The organism is Pseudoblastomonas marina (assembly GCF_014641655.1).
GTDB classification, from domain to species: Bacteria; Pseudomonadota; Alphaproteobacteria; order Sphingomonadales; family Sphingomonadaceae; genus Alteriqipengyuania_A; species Alteriqipengyuania_A marina.
Window position 1 is genome coordinate 2,329,241 of the sequence record NZ_BMID01000001.1, and the last position, 14,823, is coordinate 2,344,063.

Annotated in this window: 17 protein-coding genes; 5 read left to right on the plus strand and 12 right to left on the minus strand. The window is 65.9% G+C overall.

Annotated elements, in window-relative coordinates; translation table 11 throughout:
* Positions 1–55 precede the first annotated feature (55 nt).
* From IEW49_RS11400 to glpX, 11 genes are all read right to left on the minus strand, one after another.
* Positions 56–808 carry an SDR family NAD(P)-dependent oxidoreductase gene (locus IEW49_RS11400; RefSeq protein ID WP_188642767.1) on the minus strand — a complete coding sequence of 251 codons (753 nt, stop codon included), beginning with the start codon at positions 806–808 and terminating at the stop codon, positions 56–58.
* Positions 805–3,195, minus strand: coding sequence for a phenylalanine--tRNA ligase subunit beta (gene pheT / locus IEW49_RS11405; RefSeq protein WP_188642768.1), 2,391 nt, complete (start codon positions 3,193–3,195; stop codon positions 805–807). The genes IEW49_RS11400 and pheT overlap by 4 nt, the downstream gene beginning before the upstream one ends.
* A complete protein-coding gene (pheS, locus tag IEW49_RS11410) occupies positions 3,192–4,289 on the minus strand; it encodes a phenylalanine--tRNA ligase subunit alpha (RefSeq protein ID WP_188642769.1) in 1,098 nt (365 codons plus the stop codon). Before pheS ends, pheT begins: the two co-directional genes overlap by 4 nt.
* Before the next feature lie 81 nt (positions 4,290–4,370).
* Positions 4,371–4,730 carry a 50S ribosomal protein L20 gene (gene rplT / locus IEW49_RS11415; RefSeq protein WP_188642770.1) on the minus strand — a complete coding sequence of 120 codons (360 nt, stop codon included), beginning with the start codon at positions 4,728–4,730 and terminating at the stop codon, positions 4,371–4,373.
* Positions 4,731–4,756: 26 nt separating this feature from the next.
* Positions 4,757–4,960 (minus strand): 50S ribosomal protein L35, encoded by a 204-nt coding sequence (gene rpmI / locus IEW49_RS11420; protein ID WP_188642771.1) that lies wholly within the window; start codon positions 4,958–4,960, stop codon positions 4,757–4,759.
* Positions 4,961–5,079: 119 nt separating this feature from the next.
* A complete protein-coding gene (locus IEW49_RS11425) occupies positions 5,080–5,820 on the minus strand; it encodes an SDR family oxidoreductase (RefSeq protein ID WP_188642772.1) in 741 nt (246 codons plus the stop codon).
* A 1-nt stretch (position 5,821) separates the two neighbouring features.
* Positions 5,822–6,586: an SDR family NAD(P)-dependent oxidoreductase gene (locus IEW49_RS11430; RefSeq protein ID WP_188642773.1), complete on the minus strand. Its 765-nt coding sequence runs from the start codon at positions 6,584–6,586 to the stop codon at positions 5,822–5,824.
* Positions 6,587–6,676: 90 nt separating this feature from the next.
* Positions 6,677–7,306, minus strand: coding sequence for an outer membrane protein (locus IEW49_RS11435; protein WP_188642774.1), 630 nt, complete (start codon positions 7,304–7,306; stop codon positions 6,677–6,679).
* Positions 7,307–7,415: 109 nt separating this feature from the next.
* Complete coding sequence (locus IEW49_RS11440; protein WP_188642775.1) at positions 7,416–8,219, minus strand: inositol monophosphatase family protein; 804 nt, start codon at positions 8,217–8,219, stop codon at positions 7,416–7,418.
* 1 nt (position 8,220) lies between these two features.
* Positions 8,221–9,156, minus strand: a complete 936-nt coding sequence (locus tag IEW49_RS11445; protein ID WP_188642776.1) for a ribose-phosphate pyrophosphokinase — start codon at positions 9,154–9,156, stop codon at positions 8,221–8,223.
* An 82-nt stretch (positions 9,157–9,238) separates the two neighbouring features.
* On the minus strand, positions 9,239–10,222 hold the full coding sequence (gene glpX, locus IEW49_RS11450; protein ID WP_188642777.1) for a class II fructose-bisphosphatase: 984 nt from the start codon (positions 10,220–10,222) through the stop codon (positions 9,239–9,241).
* Between the two features lie 63 nt (positions 10,223–10,285).
* Between glpX and IEW49_RS11455 the strand changes: the two genes are divergently transcribed.
* Positions 10,286–10,807 (plus strand): hypothetical protein, encoded by a 522-nt coding sequence (locus IEW49_RS11455; RefSeq protein ID WP_188642778.1) that lies wholly within the window; start codon positions 10,286–10,288, stop codon positions 10,805–10,807.
* Positions 10,808–10,819: 12 nt separating this feature from the next.
* Here the strand turns inward: IEW49_RS11455 and IEW49_RS11460 are convergent, their stop codons facing one another.
* On the minus strand, positions 10,820–11,662 hold the full coding sequence (locus IEW49_RS11460) for a hypothetical protein (protein ID WP_188642779.1): 843 nt from the start codon (positions 11,660–11,662) through the stop codon (positions 10,820–10,822).
* A gap of 343 nt (positions 11,663–12,005) precedes the next feature.
* Between IEW49_RS11460 and IEW49_RS11465 the strand changes: the two genes are divergently transcribed.
* The 4 genes from IEW49_RS11465 to IEW49_RS11480 all read left to right on the plus strand — a co-directional run bounded on the left by IEW49_RS11465 (position 12,006) and on the right by IEW49_RS11480 (position 14,676).
* Entirely contained in the window at positions 12,006–12,683 is a 678-nt protein-coding gene (locus IEW49_RS11465) for an energy transducer TonB (RefSeq protein WP_188642780.1), read from the plus strand.
* Between the two features lie 65 nt (positions 12,684–12,748).
* Complete coding sequence (locus IEW49_RS11470; RefSeq protein WP_188642781.1) at positions 12,749–13,561, plus strand: MotA/TolQ/ExbB proton channel family protein; 813 nt, start codon at positions 12,749–12,751, stop codon at positions 13,559–13,561.
* A 78-nt stretch (positions 13,562–13,639) separates the two neighbouring features.
* Positions 13,640–14,170: an ExbD/TolR family protein gene (locus IEW49_RS11475; protein ID WP_188642782.1), complete on the plus strand. Its 531-nt coding sequence runs from the start codon at positions 13,640–13,642 to the stop codon at positions 14,168–14,170.
* A gap of 38 nt (positions 14,171–14,208) precedes the next feature.
* Complete coding sequence (locus tag IEW49_RS11480; protein ID WP_188642783.1) at positions 14,209–14,676, plus strand: ExbD/TolR family protein; 468 nt, start codon at positions 14,209–14,211, stop codon at positions 14,674–14,676.
* Positions 14,677–14,823 lie beyond the last annotated feature (147 nt).

The window sequence follows — 14,823 nt, forward strand, 5'->3', positions numbered from 1 at the left end:
GCAGGGAGGGGCGGTGCCGCGAGGCGCCGCCCCTTTCTTTTGAGAACTCGTCGAGTCAGTCCTTGTCGCGCGCGACGCGGAAGCCCGCGAAGTCCTGCGTGACGGGCATCAGCTCGATCCGGTTGATGTTGAGATGCGGCGGCAGCTCGGCGATCCACAGCACGGTATCCGCGATATCCTCCGCCGTCATCGGATCGGCCCCGCGGTAGAGATCGTCCGAGGCCTGCTGGCTCCCGGTACGCACCATGGTGAACTCGGTCTCGACCATCCCCGGCTCGATGCAGGTCACGCGCACCCCGGTGCCGTGGAGATCGGCCCGGAGGGCTAGCGTGAAATGATTGGCGAAGGCCTTCGACCCGGCATAGACGTTGCCACCGGGGTAGATGTAGCTGCCCGCGACCGAGCCGATGGTGACGATGGCTCCCTTGCGCTCGATTAGCCCCGGCAGCAGCTTGCGCGTCAACCGCACCATCGCCGAGACATTGGTGTCGATCATGGTCTGCCAATCGTCGAGATCAGCCTCCTGCGCGGGCGCGAGCCCCTGCGCGAGACCGGCATTGTTCACCAGCAGGTCGATCCCGGCGAACTCCGCCGGAAGCGCGGCGATCGCGGCATCCATAGTTTCACCGTCGCGCACGTCGAACACGCAGGGATGCACCTTGTCGGCGCCGAGTTCGGCGACCAGAGCATCGAGCCGCTCCTTGCGCCGCCCGGTGGCGACGCAGCGCCAGCCGGCCTTGACCAGTGCCACTACGGTGGCCTTGCCGATGCCTGCGGTCGCGCCCGAAACGAATGCGGTCTTGGTCATCCTCTCAACTCCCCACCCTGCTTGGACGCCGCGGCGGTAATGGCGTCGGAGATCGCCTTGAGCTCCTGCTCGGTGAAGCTCTTTTCGCCTGGCTGGAGCGTGACCTCGATCGCCAGCGAACGCTTGCCTTCGGGCACGCCTGACCCTCGGAAATCGTCGAAGATACGCGCATCGACGATATGCGTCTTGTCCGCGCCCCTGACCGCGCGAAGCAGGTCGCTGGCGGGCTTTTCGGCATCGAACAGGAAGGCGAAGTCGCGCTTGACTGCCTGCAGCGCCGGGGGCGCATAGGCCGGGCGGGCAAAGTCCGACTTGCGGCCCTTGGGCAGTGCGTCGAGGTAGATTTCGACCGCCGCGACCGGTGCATCCACATCGAAGCTCTCGATGGTCCGCGGATGAAGCATGCCGAATCGCGCGAGCACATTCTTCGGCCCCAAGCGAAGCGTGCCCGACTGGCCGGGGTGGAATTGCGGCCCTGCCTCGCCGAATACCATCAGGTTGTCGACCGGGGCGCCCGCCGCCGCGAGCAAGGCCAGCGCCTCGCCCTTGGCATCGTAGGCGTCGAATCCCTGCGCCTTGCCGGTCGCCCAGCCGCGCGGGGTCTTGTCCCCCGCGAACACCGCGCCGAGCGTCAGCTGTTCGTCGCTCGCGCCATTCTTGCCGCGACCGTAGCGGCGCCCGACCTCGAACAGCCGCAACGACGTAGCGCCGCGATCGAGGTTCCGCTGCACCGCCATGAGGAGTCCGGGCAGCAGCGAGGGCCGCATGGTCTTGAGGTCTTCACTGATCGGATTTGCCAGCGACCAGAGCTGCGCGCCCTCTTCGGCGAAGCGCTCGGCCACGTCGGTCGGCAGGAACGACCAGGTCACCGCCTCGTGCAGCCCGCGGGCCGCAGCCGCACGGCGCACCCGGCGCTCGAGCTTCTGCTCGGCGGTCGCAGTGGGTCGTGCAACGCCTTCTGCCCGCGGCAACGCGACGCTCTCGACCTTGTCGAGGCCGTGAATGCGCACGACTTCCTCGACGAGGTCGGCGGCGCCTTCGATATCATGACGGCGCGGCGGGCAGATGACCTGCCAGTCGGCATCGACCGAGAAATCGAGCGATTCGAGGATGCGCCGCTGTTCGTCCTCGGCGATCTCGACGCCGCCGAGATTGGCGGTGAGCGCCGGATCGAACTGGAGGGTCCTGGCATCAGCCGGAGCCTTGCCCGCCACGGTGACCTCGGTCGGCTCGCCGCCGCAGGTCTGCACGATCAGGTCGGTGAGCAGCGCCAGCCCGTCATCGAGGAAGGCGGGATCGACTCCGCGCTCGAACCGCGTGCGCGCGTCGGTGGCAAGGCCGAGCTTGCGCCCAGTCACACCGATCGCCTCGGGCTCGAAATAGGCGATCTCGAGCAGCACGTCGGTGGTCTCGCCGGTGACCGAACTGTGCTCGCCGCCCATGATCCCGCCGATATCGTGCACGCCTTCGTCGTCGGCGATCACGGTCATGCTGTCGTCGAGCGTGTAGGTCTTGCCGTTCAATGCCTCGACCGTTTCGCCATCTTTCGCGCGCCGCGCGACCACCGCGCCCGACAGCTTGGCGAGGTCGTAGACATGGGCCGGGCGGCCGCAGGCGAGCATCAGGTAATTGGTGCAATCGACCAATGCCGAAATCGGTCGCTGGCCCGCATCGATGAGCCGCTTCTGCAACCACTCGGGCGAAGCGCCGTTCTTGACGCCGCGAATGACGCGCGCGTGGAAGGCCGGGCAGCCTTGCGCATCGTCGGTCCGCACCTCGACCGGGCACGCGCCCGCGCCGTCGATCGCGGGCACCTCGACCGGCTTGAACGTGCCGAGCCCCGCCGCCGCGAGATCGCGCGCGATCCCCATCACGCCCATGCAATCGGGGCGGTTGGGGGTGATCGCGACATCGAAGATCGGCGAGGAAGCAGCGTAATCGGCAAAGGCTTGCCCGACCGGGGCATCCCCGGGCAGTTCGATGATCCCGTCATGCTCGTCGCCCAATTCGAGCTCGCGCACCGAGCACATCATGCCGTTCGATTCGACCCCGCGGATCGCGCTCTTGCGCAATTCCATACCGTTGGTCGGCACCACCGCGCCGGGCAGGCCGAGCACGCCCTTCATGCCCGCGCGCGCATTGGGCGCGCCGCAGACAACCTGCAGCGGGTCGCCTTCACCGGTATCGACCGTAAGCACCTGGAGCTTGTCGGCATCGGGGTGCTTCTCGGCGGTGAGGACCTCGGCGACCCGGAAACCGGCGAGACGTTCGGCCGGGTCTTCGACGCCTTCGACCTCGAGTCCGATCGCATTGAGCGTCTCGGCGATCTGCGCGGCATCGGCCTCGGTGTCGAGGAAGTGCTTCAGCCATTCGAGCGAGAACTTCATGCGCGTTCTCCCACGCCGGAGGAAAGGGTTGGAACGGCCAGCGGATCGAAGCCGTAATGGTCGAGCCAGCGCACGTCGCCGTCGAAAAAGGCGCGTAGATCGTCCATTCCGTATTTGAGCATGGCGAGGCGATCGACGCCGACGCCGAAGGCGAAACCCTGCCATTTTCCGGCATCGAGCCCGGCGAATTCGAGCACCCGGGCATTGATCATGCCGCTGCCAAGCAGCTCCATCCAGTCGTGCCCCGGATCGTCGCCGTTTCCGCCGACCACGCGCCTGTTTCCTTCCTTGCGGTAACCGACATCGACCTCGACCGAGGGCTCGGTGAAGGGGAAATAGGAAGGGCGCAGCCGCAGGACGATGTCCTCGGTCTCGAAGAACGCCTTGAGGAAGGTCTCGAGCGTCCATTTGAGGTGGCCGAGATGGATATCCTTGTCGATCACCAGTCCTTCGATCTGGTGGAACATCGGCGTGTGCGTCGCGTCGCTGTCCGAGCGGTAGACGCGGCCCGGGGCAATCAGGCGGACCGGCGCACCGTTCTCTACCATCGACCGGATCTGGACCGGCGAGGTATGCGTGCGCAACAGCATCGCGCGCCCTTCGGCATCCTTGTCCGGGAAATAGAACGTGTCGTGCATCGCACGCGCGGGATGCGTCTCGGCCATGTTGAGCGCGGTGAAATTGTGCCAGTCGTCCTCGATCTCCGGCCCGGTCGCGACGGTGAAGCCGAGATCGGCGAAGATTTCCGCCAGCTCTTCCATCACCCGGCTGACCGGGTGGATCGAGCCGCTCGGCTTTTCGGGCGCGGGCAGCGTCAGGTCGAGCCTTTCCGAGGCCAGTCGCGCCTCCAGCTCCGCATCGTCGAGCGCCTGCTTCTTCGCTGAAATCGCATCGGCGACGGCCGCGCGCGTGCCCTGGATCTTGGGGCCCTCGACCTGGCGTTCCTCGGGGCTCATCCCGCCGAGCGTCTTGAGCAGGGCCGAGACCCAGCCCTTCTTGCCCAGCGCGGCTACGCGGATCGCCTCCAGCGCATCGGCATCGTCCGCCGCATCGATCGCGGCGAGGGTCTCGTTCAATTGCGTGTCGTCACTCATGGCGGGTCTCTTAGCGGGACAAGAAAAAAGCGCCACCCCGTGGAGGGGCGGCGCTTCCTTCGAATTCAAGACATCGACCAATCAGGCGGGAAGCGCATCCTTCGCCTGCTTGATGATGTGCGTAAAGGCGGCGCTCTCGTTCATGGCGAGATCGGCCATCACCTTGCGGTCGAGCTCGATGCCGGCGAGCTTAACGCCGTGCATGAACTGCGAATAGGTGATCCCTTCGGCGCGGACCGCAGCGTTGATGCGCTGGATCCAGAGCGCGCGGAAATTCCGCTTTTTGACCTTGCGGTCGCGATAGGCGTACTGGCCGGCCTTTTCGACGGCCTGGCGCGCAACGCGAATGGTGTTCTTGCGACGACCGCGATAGCCCTTGGCCTGGTCGAGCAGCCGCTTGTGCTTCTGGCGCGTGGTGACGCCGCGTTTGATGCGAGGCATGTGTTCTTACTCCTGCTCTAACCGGCTCAAGACAGGCCGTAGGGGGCCCATTTCTTCACCGCGGCCTGATCGGCCTTGGCGAGAACCTTGGTCCCGCGCTGCTGGCGGATGTACTTGGCGTTGTGGCTGATCAGGCGGTGGCGCTTGCCGGCGACACCATGCTTGACCTTGCCGGTGGCAGTGAGCTTGAAGCGCTTCTTCACGCCGCTCTTGGTCTTCAGCTTGGGCATTTTCATCTCCTAGTCAGAGACACATTCGACCAGCCCTGGCAGCCCTTACGGCCAGGCCGATCTCCGATTCATGTGTCGGTGAAGGCCGCGCAGATAGCGTTTTGCGCGACAAATGCAAGTCAGAAGTGGGTCAGGTACCCGCCATCGACCGCCAGCGTCTGCCCGGTGATGTAGCTCGCTTGCGGCGAAGCGAGGAAGGCCACCGCGCCGGCGATTTCGTCCGGCGCGCCCCAGCGACCGAGCGAGGTTCGGCGCGCGAGATGCGCGGCGATCTCGGGATCGTCGACCATTTCGGCATTGGCCTCGGTCGCGAAATAGCCCGGAGCAACCGCGTTGACCGTGATTGCGTGCTCACCCAGTTCCGCGGCCAGCGCCCTTGTGAGCGCGGCCAGCCCGCCCTTGCTTGCGGTGTAGAGCACGTCTCCGCGCGCGATATCGGCGGCGATCGAGGTGATATTGACGATCCGCCCATAGCCCCGCGCGCGCATCAGCGGCACTGCGCGACGTGCAAGGTCGAACGGCGCGACCAGGTTGACGTCGAGCATTGCCGCCATGTCGCGTCGCGCCAGCCGGTCGAGCGGGCGTCGGTCGCGCTGGCCGACATTGTTGACGAGGATGTCGAGACCATCGGCAGCAAGTCCGGCGAAGGTCGCCGCGGTCGCGGCATCTTCTGCGATATCGAAGGCGAGCGGGCGGGCACGCGGGCCGATCCGCTCCGCCGCCGCACGCAGCGCCCCATCGTCGCGTCCGTTGAGCCAGACCGTCGCCCCACGCTCGTGCAACCGCGCCGCGATCTCGAAGCCGAGCCCGCGTGCGGCGCCCGTCACGAGCGCGATCCTGCCGTCCAGTTCGCCTGTCATGTCAGTCTTCGTAGATCATCTTGGCCGTCATGCCACCATCGACGTTGAGATGCTGCCCGGTGACGAATCCCGCGGCGTGGAAATAGGCGACCGCTTCGGCGATGTCTTCAGGCCTGCCGACGCGCCCCACGGGGTGCTGCGCGCGATCCTTCTTGCGATGATCGGGAACGCTGCGTTGCGATTCCTTCTGCCAAGGGCCGGTCTCGATCCAGCCCGGGCGGATCGCGTTCACCCGAATATCGGGCCCGAGCGACACCGCCATGGAATGCGTCAGCGCATCGATCCCACCCTTCGATGCGGCATAGGCGAAGGTGTCGGGTTCGCTCATCACCGCGCGGGTGGAAGATATGTTGGCAATACTCGCACCCTCCCCCCGCCGCAGCAGAGGCACCGCGGCGCGGCTGACGAGGAAGGCAGCGGTCAGGCAGGCGTCGATCCAGCGCTGCCAATCGGTCAGCGCGAGATCCTCGAGCGGACCGCAATAGGGATCGGCGATCGCGGCATTGTTGACGAGGCAGGCGAGCGGGTCGTCCCCGAGCCAGTCGCCGATCTGCGCAAACGCCTTCGCGACCGCATCCTCGACACCCACGTCGCACGCGATCAGCAATGCGCTGTCCTGCGGGAGGGCGGCGCGCAGTTCGGCCAGCGCCTCCTCGTCGGTATCGAGCCCGATCACGCGCCAGCCGAGGCCGTGGAAGTGGGTCAGCACGGCCCGGCCGATGCCGTTGCCCGCGCCGGTCACGAGGATCGTCTGCTTGTCTGCCATGGGCCTGTAACGCCCCGGGCCGAAACAAGGTTTCGCAAAAGAAAGGGGCGCCGAAACCGGCGCCCCTCGAGCAAGTGTCGATCGGTAGGCTTAGAAACGGACGCCGAAGGCGACCCCGCCGCTCACGCGCTGGAAATCGAAGCTGTAGAGATCGTAGTTCTCGCCGATGCCGAGCTCGACGCGGCCATAGGCGTTGCTGCCGAAGCCCTGCTCGTAGCCGAAGGCGAACTGATAGCCGCCGCCGGTTTCGCTCTCGTCGAGCGTGACCGGACCGAACACCGGGTCGTTGAACGTGCCTTCGACCGCGATCGTCTGCTGCGAATAACCCGCCTTGGCGTAGAACTGGCTGTTGGTACCCGACGCAAATCCGGCATGCAGGCCGGCGACGAAATAGCCGTCGCTCGACACGCACAACCCGCCGTCGCATTCCTCGACGCTCGAGGCTTCGTAGCTCACGAACGGACCGATCGCGACCGTGTCGCTGACCGCGATGTCGTAACCGATCTCGCCGCCGAATGCGACGCCCGAGCCGAGCTCGTAATTGATACCGGCCGCTTCGTCGGGATCGTTGATCCGCTCCCACAGGATGCGGCCTTCGAGCCGCAGACCGTCACGTGCAAACGGAACCGGCTCGTCATCGTAATAGTCACCCGTTTCCTGCGCGAAGGCAGGCACGGGCAGCAGGGCGACGCAGGCCACCGCAACAAGCAATTTCTTCATCGAATGAAACCCTCTTCAAGCCCCCCGATTGGCGGGCGGGAATTCGGATAGCGGGCTGATCCTGAACGGCAATCGCATAAACGTCGCGGCACTGCAGGTGGCGCGCGATTCAGTGCGAGTGTTGCACGTTCGCCATGGCCTCGAGCACGTCCTCGAGCCGCGCCGGGTCGCCGAGCGCCAGAACGGTGCCGTCGCTGTCGCGATCGAGCGGGTTGCCCTGCCAGTCGCTCATCGTGCCGCCGGCACCTTCGACCACCGGAACCAGCGCGGCGTAATCGTAGATCGCGAGTCCCGCCTCGCAGACGATATCGAGGTGGCCGCCCGCGAGCAGGCCGTAATTGTAGCAATCACCGCCATAGACGATCGTCCCCTGACGCTCGTTGCCGCCGACGCTGGAGGCAAGCTGCATGTAGGGTTCGGCCTCGTCGGCGGAGAAATAATGCGGACTACTGGTCGCCAGAACGGCCTCGTCAAGCGACTTGCAGCTGCGCGCGCGCACCGGCGCACCGTTGAAAGTCGTGCCCTCGCCGATCCGGCCCGCCCAGCGTTCGCCGACGATCGGCTGGTCGATGATCCCGAGCACCGGCCAGCCATCCTGCAGCAGGGCGATCAGCGTGCCGAAGATCGGGCGCCCGGCCATGAAGCTGATCGTGCCGTCGATCGGATCGAGCACCCAGCGACGCCCGGCGTTCTCATTGGTCAGGCCGTATTCCTCGCCGTGGATCCCGTCATCGGGGCACTCGGCCTCGAGGATCGCGCGGATAGCCTGTTCGGCAGCCTTGTCGGCTTCGGTGACCGGCGACTTGTCAGGCTTGCGCTCGCTCGCCCATTCACCGCGGAACATCGGCCGAATGACCTCTCCCGCCGCGTCGGCAAGGCGGTGGGCGAGTTTCAGGTCGTCCACGCTCGCCATGTCAGTCGAACAGCGAGCTGACCGAGCTTTCGTCGGCGATGCGGCGGACGGCTTCGCCGATGAGCGGAGCGATGGTGAGATAGCGGATGCGCTTGCTATCGCTGGCTGCATCGGTCGCGCGGATCGTGTCGGTGACGACCAGTTCGGTCAGCGAGCTCTTGTCGACCCGCGCCACCGCGCCGCCCGAAAGCACGCCGTGGGTAATATAGGCGGCGACCGACTTGGCACCCTGTTCGAGCAGGGCTTCGGCCGCGTTGCACAGCGTGCCGCCCGAATCGATAATGTCGTCGATGAGGATGCAGTGGCGGCCCTTCACGTCGCCGATGATGTTCATCACCTCGGATTCGCCGGGGCGATCGCGGCGCTTGTCGACGATCGCCAGCGGGGCGTTGTCCAGCCGCTTGGCGAGCGCGCGGGCGCGCACCACGCCGCCGACATCGGGCGAGACCACCATCAGGTCCTGGTCGCCGTATCGCGCCTGGATATCGGCCGCCATCACTGGCGCAGCATAGAGATTGTCGGTCGGGATATCGAAGAAGCCCTGGATCTGCCCGGCATGCAGGTCGACCGAGAGCACGCGGTCGGCGCCCGCCTCGGTGATCAAATTCGCCACCAGCTTGGCCGAGATCGGCGTGCGCGGGCCGGGCTTCCGGTCCTGCCGGGCGTAGCCGAAATAGGGGATCACGGCGGTGATCCGCTGCGCCGAAGCGCGGCGCAGCGCGTCGATGCAGATCAGCAGTTCCATGAGGTTGTCGTTCGCGGGAAAGCTGGTCGACTGGATCAGGAATACATCCTCGCCGCGCACGTTTTCATGGATCTCGACGAAGATTTCCTCGTCGGCGAAGCGGCGCACCGAGGCATCGGTCAGAGGCATTTCGAGATAGCCCGCGATCGCCCGCGCCAGCGGCAGGTTCGAGTTGGCCGACATGATCTTCATGAGAGGTATTCCTGTAATTGCGCCGCGATTCGGTACGGACTTAGCGGAGCGGTCGCCCGGACGACAGCGCCGCGGGGCGGTTTTACCCCTTGTGGTGCTCGCCCCTGATCCAGCGCACAGTGCCGCTCGAGGCGCGCATCACCACGCTTTCGGTGGTCATCTTGCCACCGCGCAGGCGCTTGACCCCTTCGAGCAGCGAGCCGTCGGTCACGCCGGTCGCGGCAAAGATGCAATCGCCGCGGGCGAGTTCGTCGAGCTTGTATATCTTGTCGAAATCCTCGTCCGCGATGCCCCATTTGCGGGCGCGTTCCTTCTCGTCTTCGTTGCGGAAGACGAGGCGGCCATTGAACTGCCCGCCGACGCAGCGCAGCGCCGCCGCCGCGAGCACGCCTTCGGGCGCACCGCCCTGGCCCATATACATGTCGATCGTCGTGTCGGGATCGGTCACCGCGATCACGCCCGCGACGTCGCCGTCGCCGATCAGCACCACGCCGCAGCCGAGACCACGTAGTTCGGCGATCAGGTCGGCATGACGATCGCGGTCGAGCACGCAGACCACGATGTCGGACGGATCGACGCCCTTGGCCTGGGCCACCGCCTTGACGTTTTCGGTCGGCGACTTGGCGAGGTCGATGATGTCCTCCGGATAGCCGGGGCCAACCGCGAGCTTGTCCATGTAGGTGTCCGGCGCGTTAAGCAGGCAGCCTTCTTCCGCCGCTGCCAGCACGGCCAGCGCGTTGGGCCCGGCCTTGGCGGTGATGGTCGTGCCCTCGAGCGGATCGAGCGCGATATCGATCTTGGGGCCCTTGCCCGGCGCCCCGCCGACCTTCTCGCCGATATACAGCATCGGAGCCTCGTCGCGTTCGCCCTCGCCGATCACCACGGTGCCGTCCATGTAGAGCTCGTCGAAGGCCTTGCGCATCGCTTCGACAGCGGCGGCATCGGCGGCCTTCTCATCGCCACGTCCGACCAGTTTGGAAGCGGCGACGGCGGCGGCTTCGGTCACGCGCACCATTTCGAGGACGAGGACGCGATCGAGCACTTTGCTCGGCGTAAGATCGGACATGTTCACTCCCTATTCAGCGCCGGAACGCACGTTCGCCTGCGCGCTTAGAGAGGGGGCCGCAGCTTGTCGAGAATTCGCTTGTCGCTGGGCGGGGCTTTGCTCGCGTTCGCCGTTCCGCTGTCGGCCCAAGGCGTTCCTTCGGACGAAGACGACGGCGCCGAAGCCGGGCTCACCGCCGACGAAGTGCTCGCCGAGAGCGAACCGGTCGTCGGCCCGCCGCTGCCGCCCGAATGCGAGGCCGACCCGCTCAACAACACCGTGGTCATCTGCGCCCCGCGCGATGACGAGCAGTTCCGCGTGCCGCGACGGATCGATCCCGAGCGCGTGGATGCCTATGGCGACGTACCGCGCGCACCCGACGTGTTCGGCATTCCCAATCACGGCATCCCGATCCCGTTCGGAAGCGTCCCTGAGCCGGTCCTGATCATCGACCTCGAGGCGATTCCCGAAGCGCCGCCCGGCTCGGACGCCGATCGCGTGGCGCGCGGACTTGCCCCGCGCGGCGATGACAATGGCGGCGGACGCCGCGATCCGGCGACGCGGATCGAGCCCGACGAGGCGCCCGCTGATGCTCCCGAAAACTAGGCCGGACGCGGATCAGCGCGTGCGATTGCAAGACCCCAGCTGCTCCATCACGAACGCATAGTCCTCCGCGGCCTTCTGCGAATCAGCGCGGGTGGCCGACAGGTCGTTCGCACGCGGCAAGGTATCGGGCAGCGCGCAGGCGAGACGATACCACACCAGCGTCTCGCGCCGCGGCGGATTGTTCACGTCGGCCACCAGCTCGGTGAAGGAAACGCCCCAGCGGCGCGGCTGGTTCGGGCGACGGCGCACGGTGATCGCGGCCGATTCGCCGCCCGCCTCGAGGAATATCTGCGTCTCGCCCTCGCCGGCGAGGTTGCCGGGCACGTGGATCGTCTCGCGCACGCCGGTGACGACCGGGGGCGCATCGTCCGCCGCGAGTTCCTGCAGGATGTTGATCGTCGCAGGGACCAGCATTGGGTCAGCCGAGGGGAACTGGGCATCGGGCGCGACCAGCTGGAGTTCGCCCGGTCGGCGCGGCACCGCGCGCGCGAACAGGAGCTGGCGGGTCTTTTCGATCCGCGGCGGCTTGCCCTTCGCATCGCGCGGCAGGTCGACCAGGTACTTGACCGTCGCCCCGATCGGCGAGCGCGCTCCGAGCAGCTGGAGCGTGTCCGCCTCGACATAGAGCCGTGCCATGCCGGGCGCGAGGCCGGGTGTGCGTTCGGGTTCGAGCTCGATCGCTTCGGTGGGACGGACCTCGATCACGATCGGCGCCGATTCGGCCAGGGCGACGATGTCCGCGTAGGTCAGGTCCGTGCGCGCCGGAGCCTCCTCGGCCGCGGCCTCGGAAACGAACGGAACGCCCGAGCAGGCCGAAGCAGCGAGGGCGATAGGGGCAAGAAGCGCCTGTTTCATAGGGATTTGGCGGTCCTTTCGACTGCGCAATTAAGGTTCGGTTCAAGCCGGACAAGGCGTAATGATAGAACGTCCGGCGCGTGAATCGGGCGTTAACATGAAAGCGTTGCGCCGCCACCATGCAACAGCTACAGGCGGCAAATGCGGGCCGTGGGAGCGGCCTTGGCACAGCAGTGCCGCTCGTGGGGACGGGAGCAGATCGGGAACCAATGACCGGTCTCGAGACGTTCAGTTACCAAGAGTGGTCAATAACTAACGAAGGCGTTGTGCCTCTCCTCTGTGGGAGGCGCATGCGTCGGGATCGGCTCCCCCGCCGGTCCAATAGCAGGAGTGATGCGGCTGAATGGCTTACGCTGACCAACAGATGAGCGGGAACAAGGTTACCGCTTTTGTCATCGTTGCTCTCATCCATATCGCCATCGGCTACGGCCTGATCAGCGGTCTCGCATACGAGGCTGTCGAGAAGATCGCCGAGCGGGTGACGGCAGTGGATATCGAGGAACCGCCGCCCCCGGAGGAAGAGCCGCCGCCCCCGCCGGAGCCGCAGAAGGACGTGGCCCCGCCGCCGCCGGTTGCACCGCCGGTCCGGGTCAATGTGAACCCAAATCCGCCGCCCGTGCGGACGACGCAGATCATCCCGCCGCCGGCCCCGCCGGTGCTGAGGATCCCGCCGCCCGCGCCGGTCGTCGCGCCGCCGCCGCCCCCGCCGCCGCCGCCGCCCGCCCCTTCGCAGGCGCGTCCGGCCCGGGTGAACATGGGCTCGCTGGGACGTATCCAGCGCGACTATCCGAACCGCGCCCAGCGCGAAGGCCGCGAAGGAACCGTCACCATGCGGATCACGATCGGTGCCAACGGCCGCGTCAGCGCCTGTTCGGTGACCGGGTCGAGTGGGCATTCCGATCTCGACAGCGCCGCCTGTCGCGGGATGGAGCGTTATGCGCGCTTTGAACCGGCGCAAAATGCCGCCGGCGACGCGATCAGCGACACCACGACTTTCGCATTTACCTACAGGCTTGACTGAGACCGGCGGCCGACCACGACCGTCACTTGAAACAAACGACGACTTTTTCGAAGAGGACCTAACCCATGCTGCTTGAAATCCTGGCAACCGCCGCCGCCGAGGGCGAAGAGATCAAAAACGCTTTCGGTTTCTGGGAAGCGCTCGAGCAGGGCGGCGCCGTCGCCTATGCGACCGTGATCATCCTGGCGATCATGAGCTTCGGCTCGTTCTTCATCCTGTTCACCAAGTTCTTCGAACAGGCCAAGATCATGCGTCAGTACAAGAAGCTGCGCGGCTCGTTCTGGCGTGCCAGCAGCCTCAAGGAAGGCGCGACCAAGCTCGAGAAGGACTCGGCCTGGCGCCAGATCGTCGACGACGGCATCGTCGCCGAAGAACAGCACCAGCGGATGACCGACAGCCTCGAAGCGCATGACTGGCTGCACGGCTCGCTCTCGCGCTCGGAAGATACGATCAACGCCAAGCTCGCTTCGGGCCTGCCGTTCCTCGCCACGGTCGGCGCGACCTCGCCGTTCATCGGCCTGTTCGGCACGGTCGTCGGTATCTACCGCGCGCTGATTAACATCGGCATCGCCGGTTCGGCTTCGATCGACAAGGTCGCCGGCCCGGTCGGCGAAGCGCTGATCATGACCGCGCTCGGCCTGCTGGTCGCTGTTCCGGCCGTGCTCGCCTACAACTACCTGCAGGCGCGCAACAAGCGGATCGCCGAGATGCTGCACGGCTTCTCGACCGACGTGCTCGCCTACATCTCGTCGGACGGCAAGGTGAAGCCGGTCGTGGCCACCGCGGCCCCCGCCAAGGCGACGTCGGCTGCGAAGCCCGTCCCGGCCAAGGCCGGCGCCCCGGGCACCAGCACCACCACGCCGCCCACCAAGCGCTAATCGAATACGGGGCGGCGGCCCTAGGCCCGCCGCCCCTTTCGAACCCCAATGACTATTTACGTAGACAGGATTTAAGCCATGGCAGTTTCGACGGGCGGCGGCGGCGAGACGCCGATGTCGGACATCAACACCACGCCCCTGGTGGACGTGATGCTGGTGCTCCTGATCATCTTCCTGATCGCGGTTCCGGTCGCGATCCAGCAGATCGAGAACCTCCGTATCCCGATCATCGAATCGGTCGAATCGGACGACAAGGTCGAGAACCTCCTGCTGACGGTCACGACGACGGACGCGAACGGACTCAATGCGGGCGAACCGGGTTACATGGGTGCGAGCCGCAACGGCGAATGCCGGGTCTATTACAACAACATCACCCCGGTCGATTCGACCGAGCTGCAGGAACAGTCGTTCAACCGTCTGGACCAAATCGTGCAGCGCGCCGGTGGCCCCGAAGCGCTGATGGAAGACCCGGAAAAGATCCCGCAGGTGCACATCCGTGCCGACGAGGAAGCCCCCTGGCGCTGTGTCGCCGGTGCGATCTTCAACGTGCAGATCTCGGGCTACCCGATCGTCGCCTTCATCTCGAACCCGACCGAACCGGGTATCTGATCCGCGCCTTCAGGCGCTGAATTCAAGGAGTAAATCTCATGGCAATGTCGGGCGGCAAGGACGACGGCTCCCCCATGATGGAAATGAACACGACGCCGTTGATCGACGTCATGCTCGTTCTGCTCATCATGTTCATCATCACCATCCCCGTGGCGACCCACGCGGTGAACATCGACCTTCCGGTGTCGAACCCGCCGGAGAATCTCGACGAGATCGATCCGGTCAAGAACAAGGTCGTGCTCACCCAGGACGGTCGTATCCTCTGGAACGGCGAACAGAAGACCGACGGTGAGCTGCTCGGCCTGCTCGAACAGTCGCTCGCGCTTCCGGTCGAACCCGAGCTGCAGTTCGAGCCCGAAGCCAATGCGTCCTACGACCTGTCGGCGAACGTGCTCAACATCATCAAGGGTTCGGGCATCACCAAGTTCGGCTTCGTCGGAAACGAGCGTTACGCCACCTTCGGGAAGACCGATATCAACCCGCTGAATGTCAACGCGGCGAACTGATCGGACCGACATCCAGACCAAATTGGAAGGGGCGGAGAAATCCGCCCCTTTTTTCATGCCCTTGCCAAATCACTGAAAACAGGCGTAGCCTCGGCCGACCGCCGGCGAGATGCGCGCGGTTGTCGGCAGTGTCTTTCCCCTCGCGCG

Coding starts and splice junctions, on each gene's coding strand:
- IEW49_RS11400 (WP_188642767.1), bottom strand. CDS start 808: ATGACCAAGACCGCATTCGTTTCGGGCGCGACCGCAGGCATCGGCAAG.
- pheT (WP_188642768.1), bottom strand. CDS start 3,195: ATGAAGTTCTCGCTCGAATGGCTGAAGCACTTCCTCGACACCGAGGCC.
- pheS (WP_188642769.1), bottom strand. CDS start 4,289: ATGAGTGACGACACGCAATTGAACGAGACCCTCGCCGCGATCGATGCG.
- rplT (WP_188642770.1), bottom strand. CDS start 4,730: ATGCCTCGCATCAAACGCGGCGTCACCACGCGCCAGAAGCACAAGCGG.
- rpmI (WP_188642771.1), bottom strand. CDS start 4,960: ATGCCCAAGCTGAAGACCAAGAGCGGCGTGAAGAAGCGCTTCAAGCTC.
- IEW49_RS11425 (WP_188642772.1), bottom strand. CDS start 5,820: ATGACAGGCGAACTGGACGGCAGGATCGCGCTCGTGACGGGCGCCGCA.
- IEW49_RS11430 (WP_188642773.1), bottom strand. CDS start 6,586: ATGGCAGACAAGCAGACGATCCTCGTGACCGGCGCGGGCAACGGCATC.
- IEW49_RS11435 (WP_188642774.1), bottom strand. CDS start 7,306: ATGAAGAAATTGCTTGTTGCGGTGGCCTGCGTCGCCCTGCTGCCCGTG.
- IEW49_RS11440 (WP_188642775.1), bottom strand. CDS start 8,219: ATGGCGAGCGTGGACGACCTGAAACTCGCCCACCGCCTTGCCGACGCG.
- IEW49_RS11445 (WP_188642776.1), bottom strand. CDS start 9,156: ATGAAGATCATGTCGGCCAACTCGAACCTGCCGCTGGCGCGGGCGATC.
- glpX (WP_188642777.1), bottom strand. CDS start 10,222: ATGTCCGATCTTACGCCGAGCAAAGTGCTCGATCGCGTCCTCGTCCTC.
- IEW49_RS11460 (WP_188642779.1), bottom strand. CDS start 11,662: ATGAAACAGGCGCTTCTTGCCCCTATCGCCCTCGCTGCTTCGGCCTGC.
- IEW49_RS11465 (WP_188642780.1), top strand. CDS start 12,006: ATGGCTTACGCTGACCAACAGATGAGCGGGAACAAGGTTACCGCTTTT.
- IEW49_RS11470 (WP_188642781.1), top strand. CDS start 12,749: ATGCTGCTTGAAATCCTGGCAACCGCCGCCGCCGAGGGCGAAGAGATC.
- IEW49_RS11475 (WP_188642782.1), top strand. CDS start 13,640: ATGGCAGTTTCGACGGGCGGCGGCGGCGAGACGCCGATGTCGGACATC.
- IEW49_RS11480 (WP_188642783.1), top strand. CDS start 14,209: ATGGCAATGTCGGGCGGCAAGGACGACGGCTCCCCCATGATGGAAATG.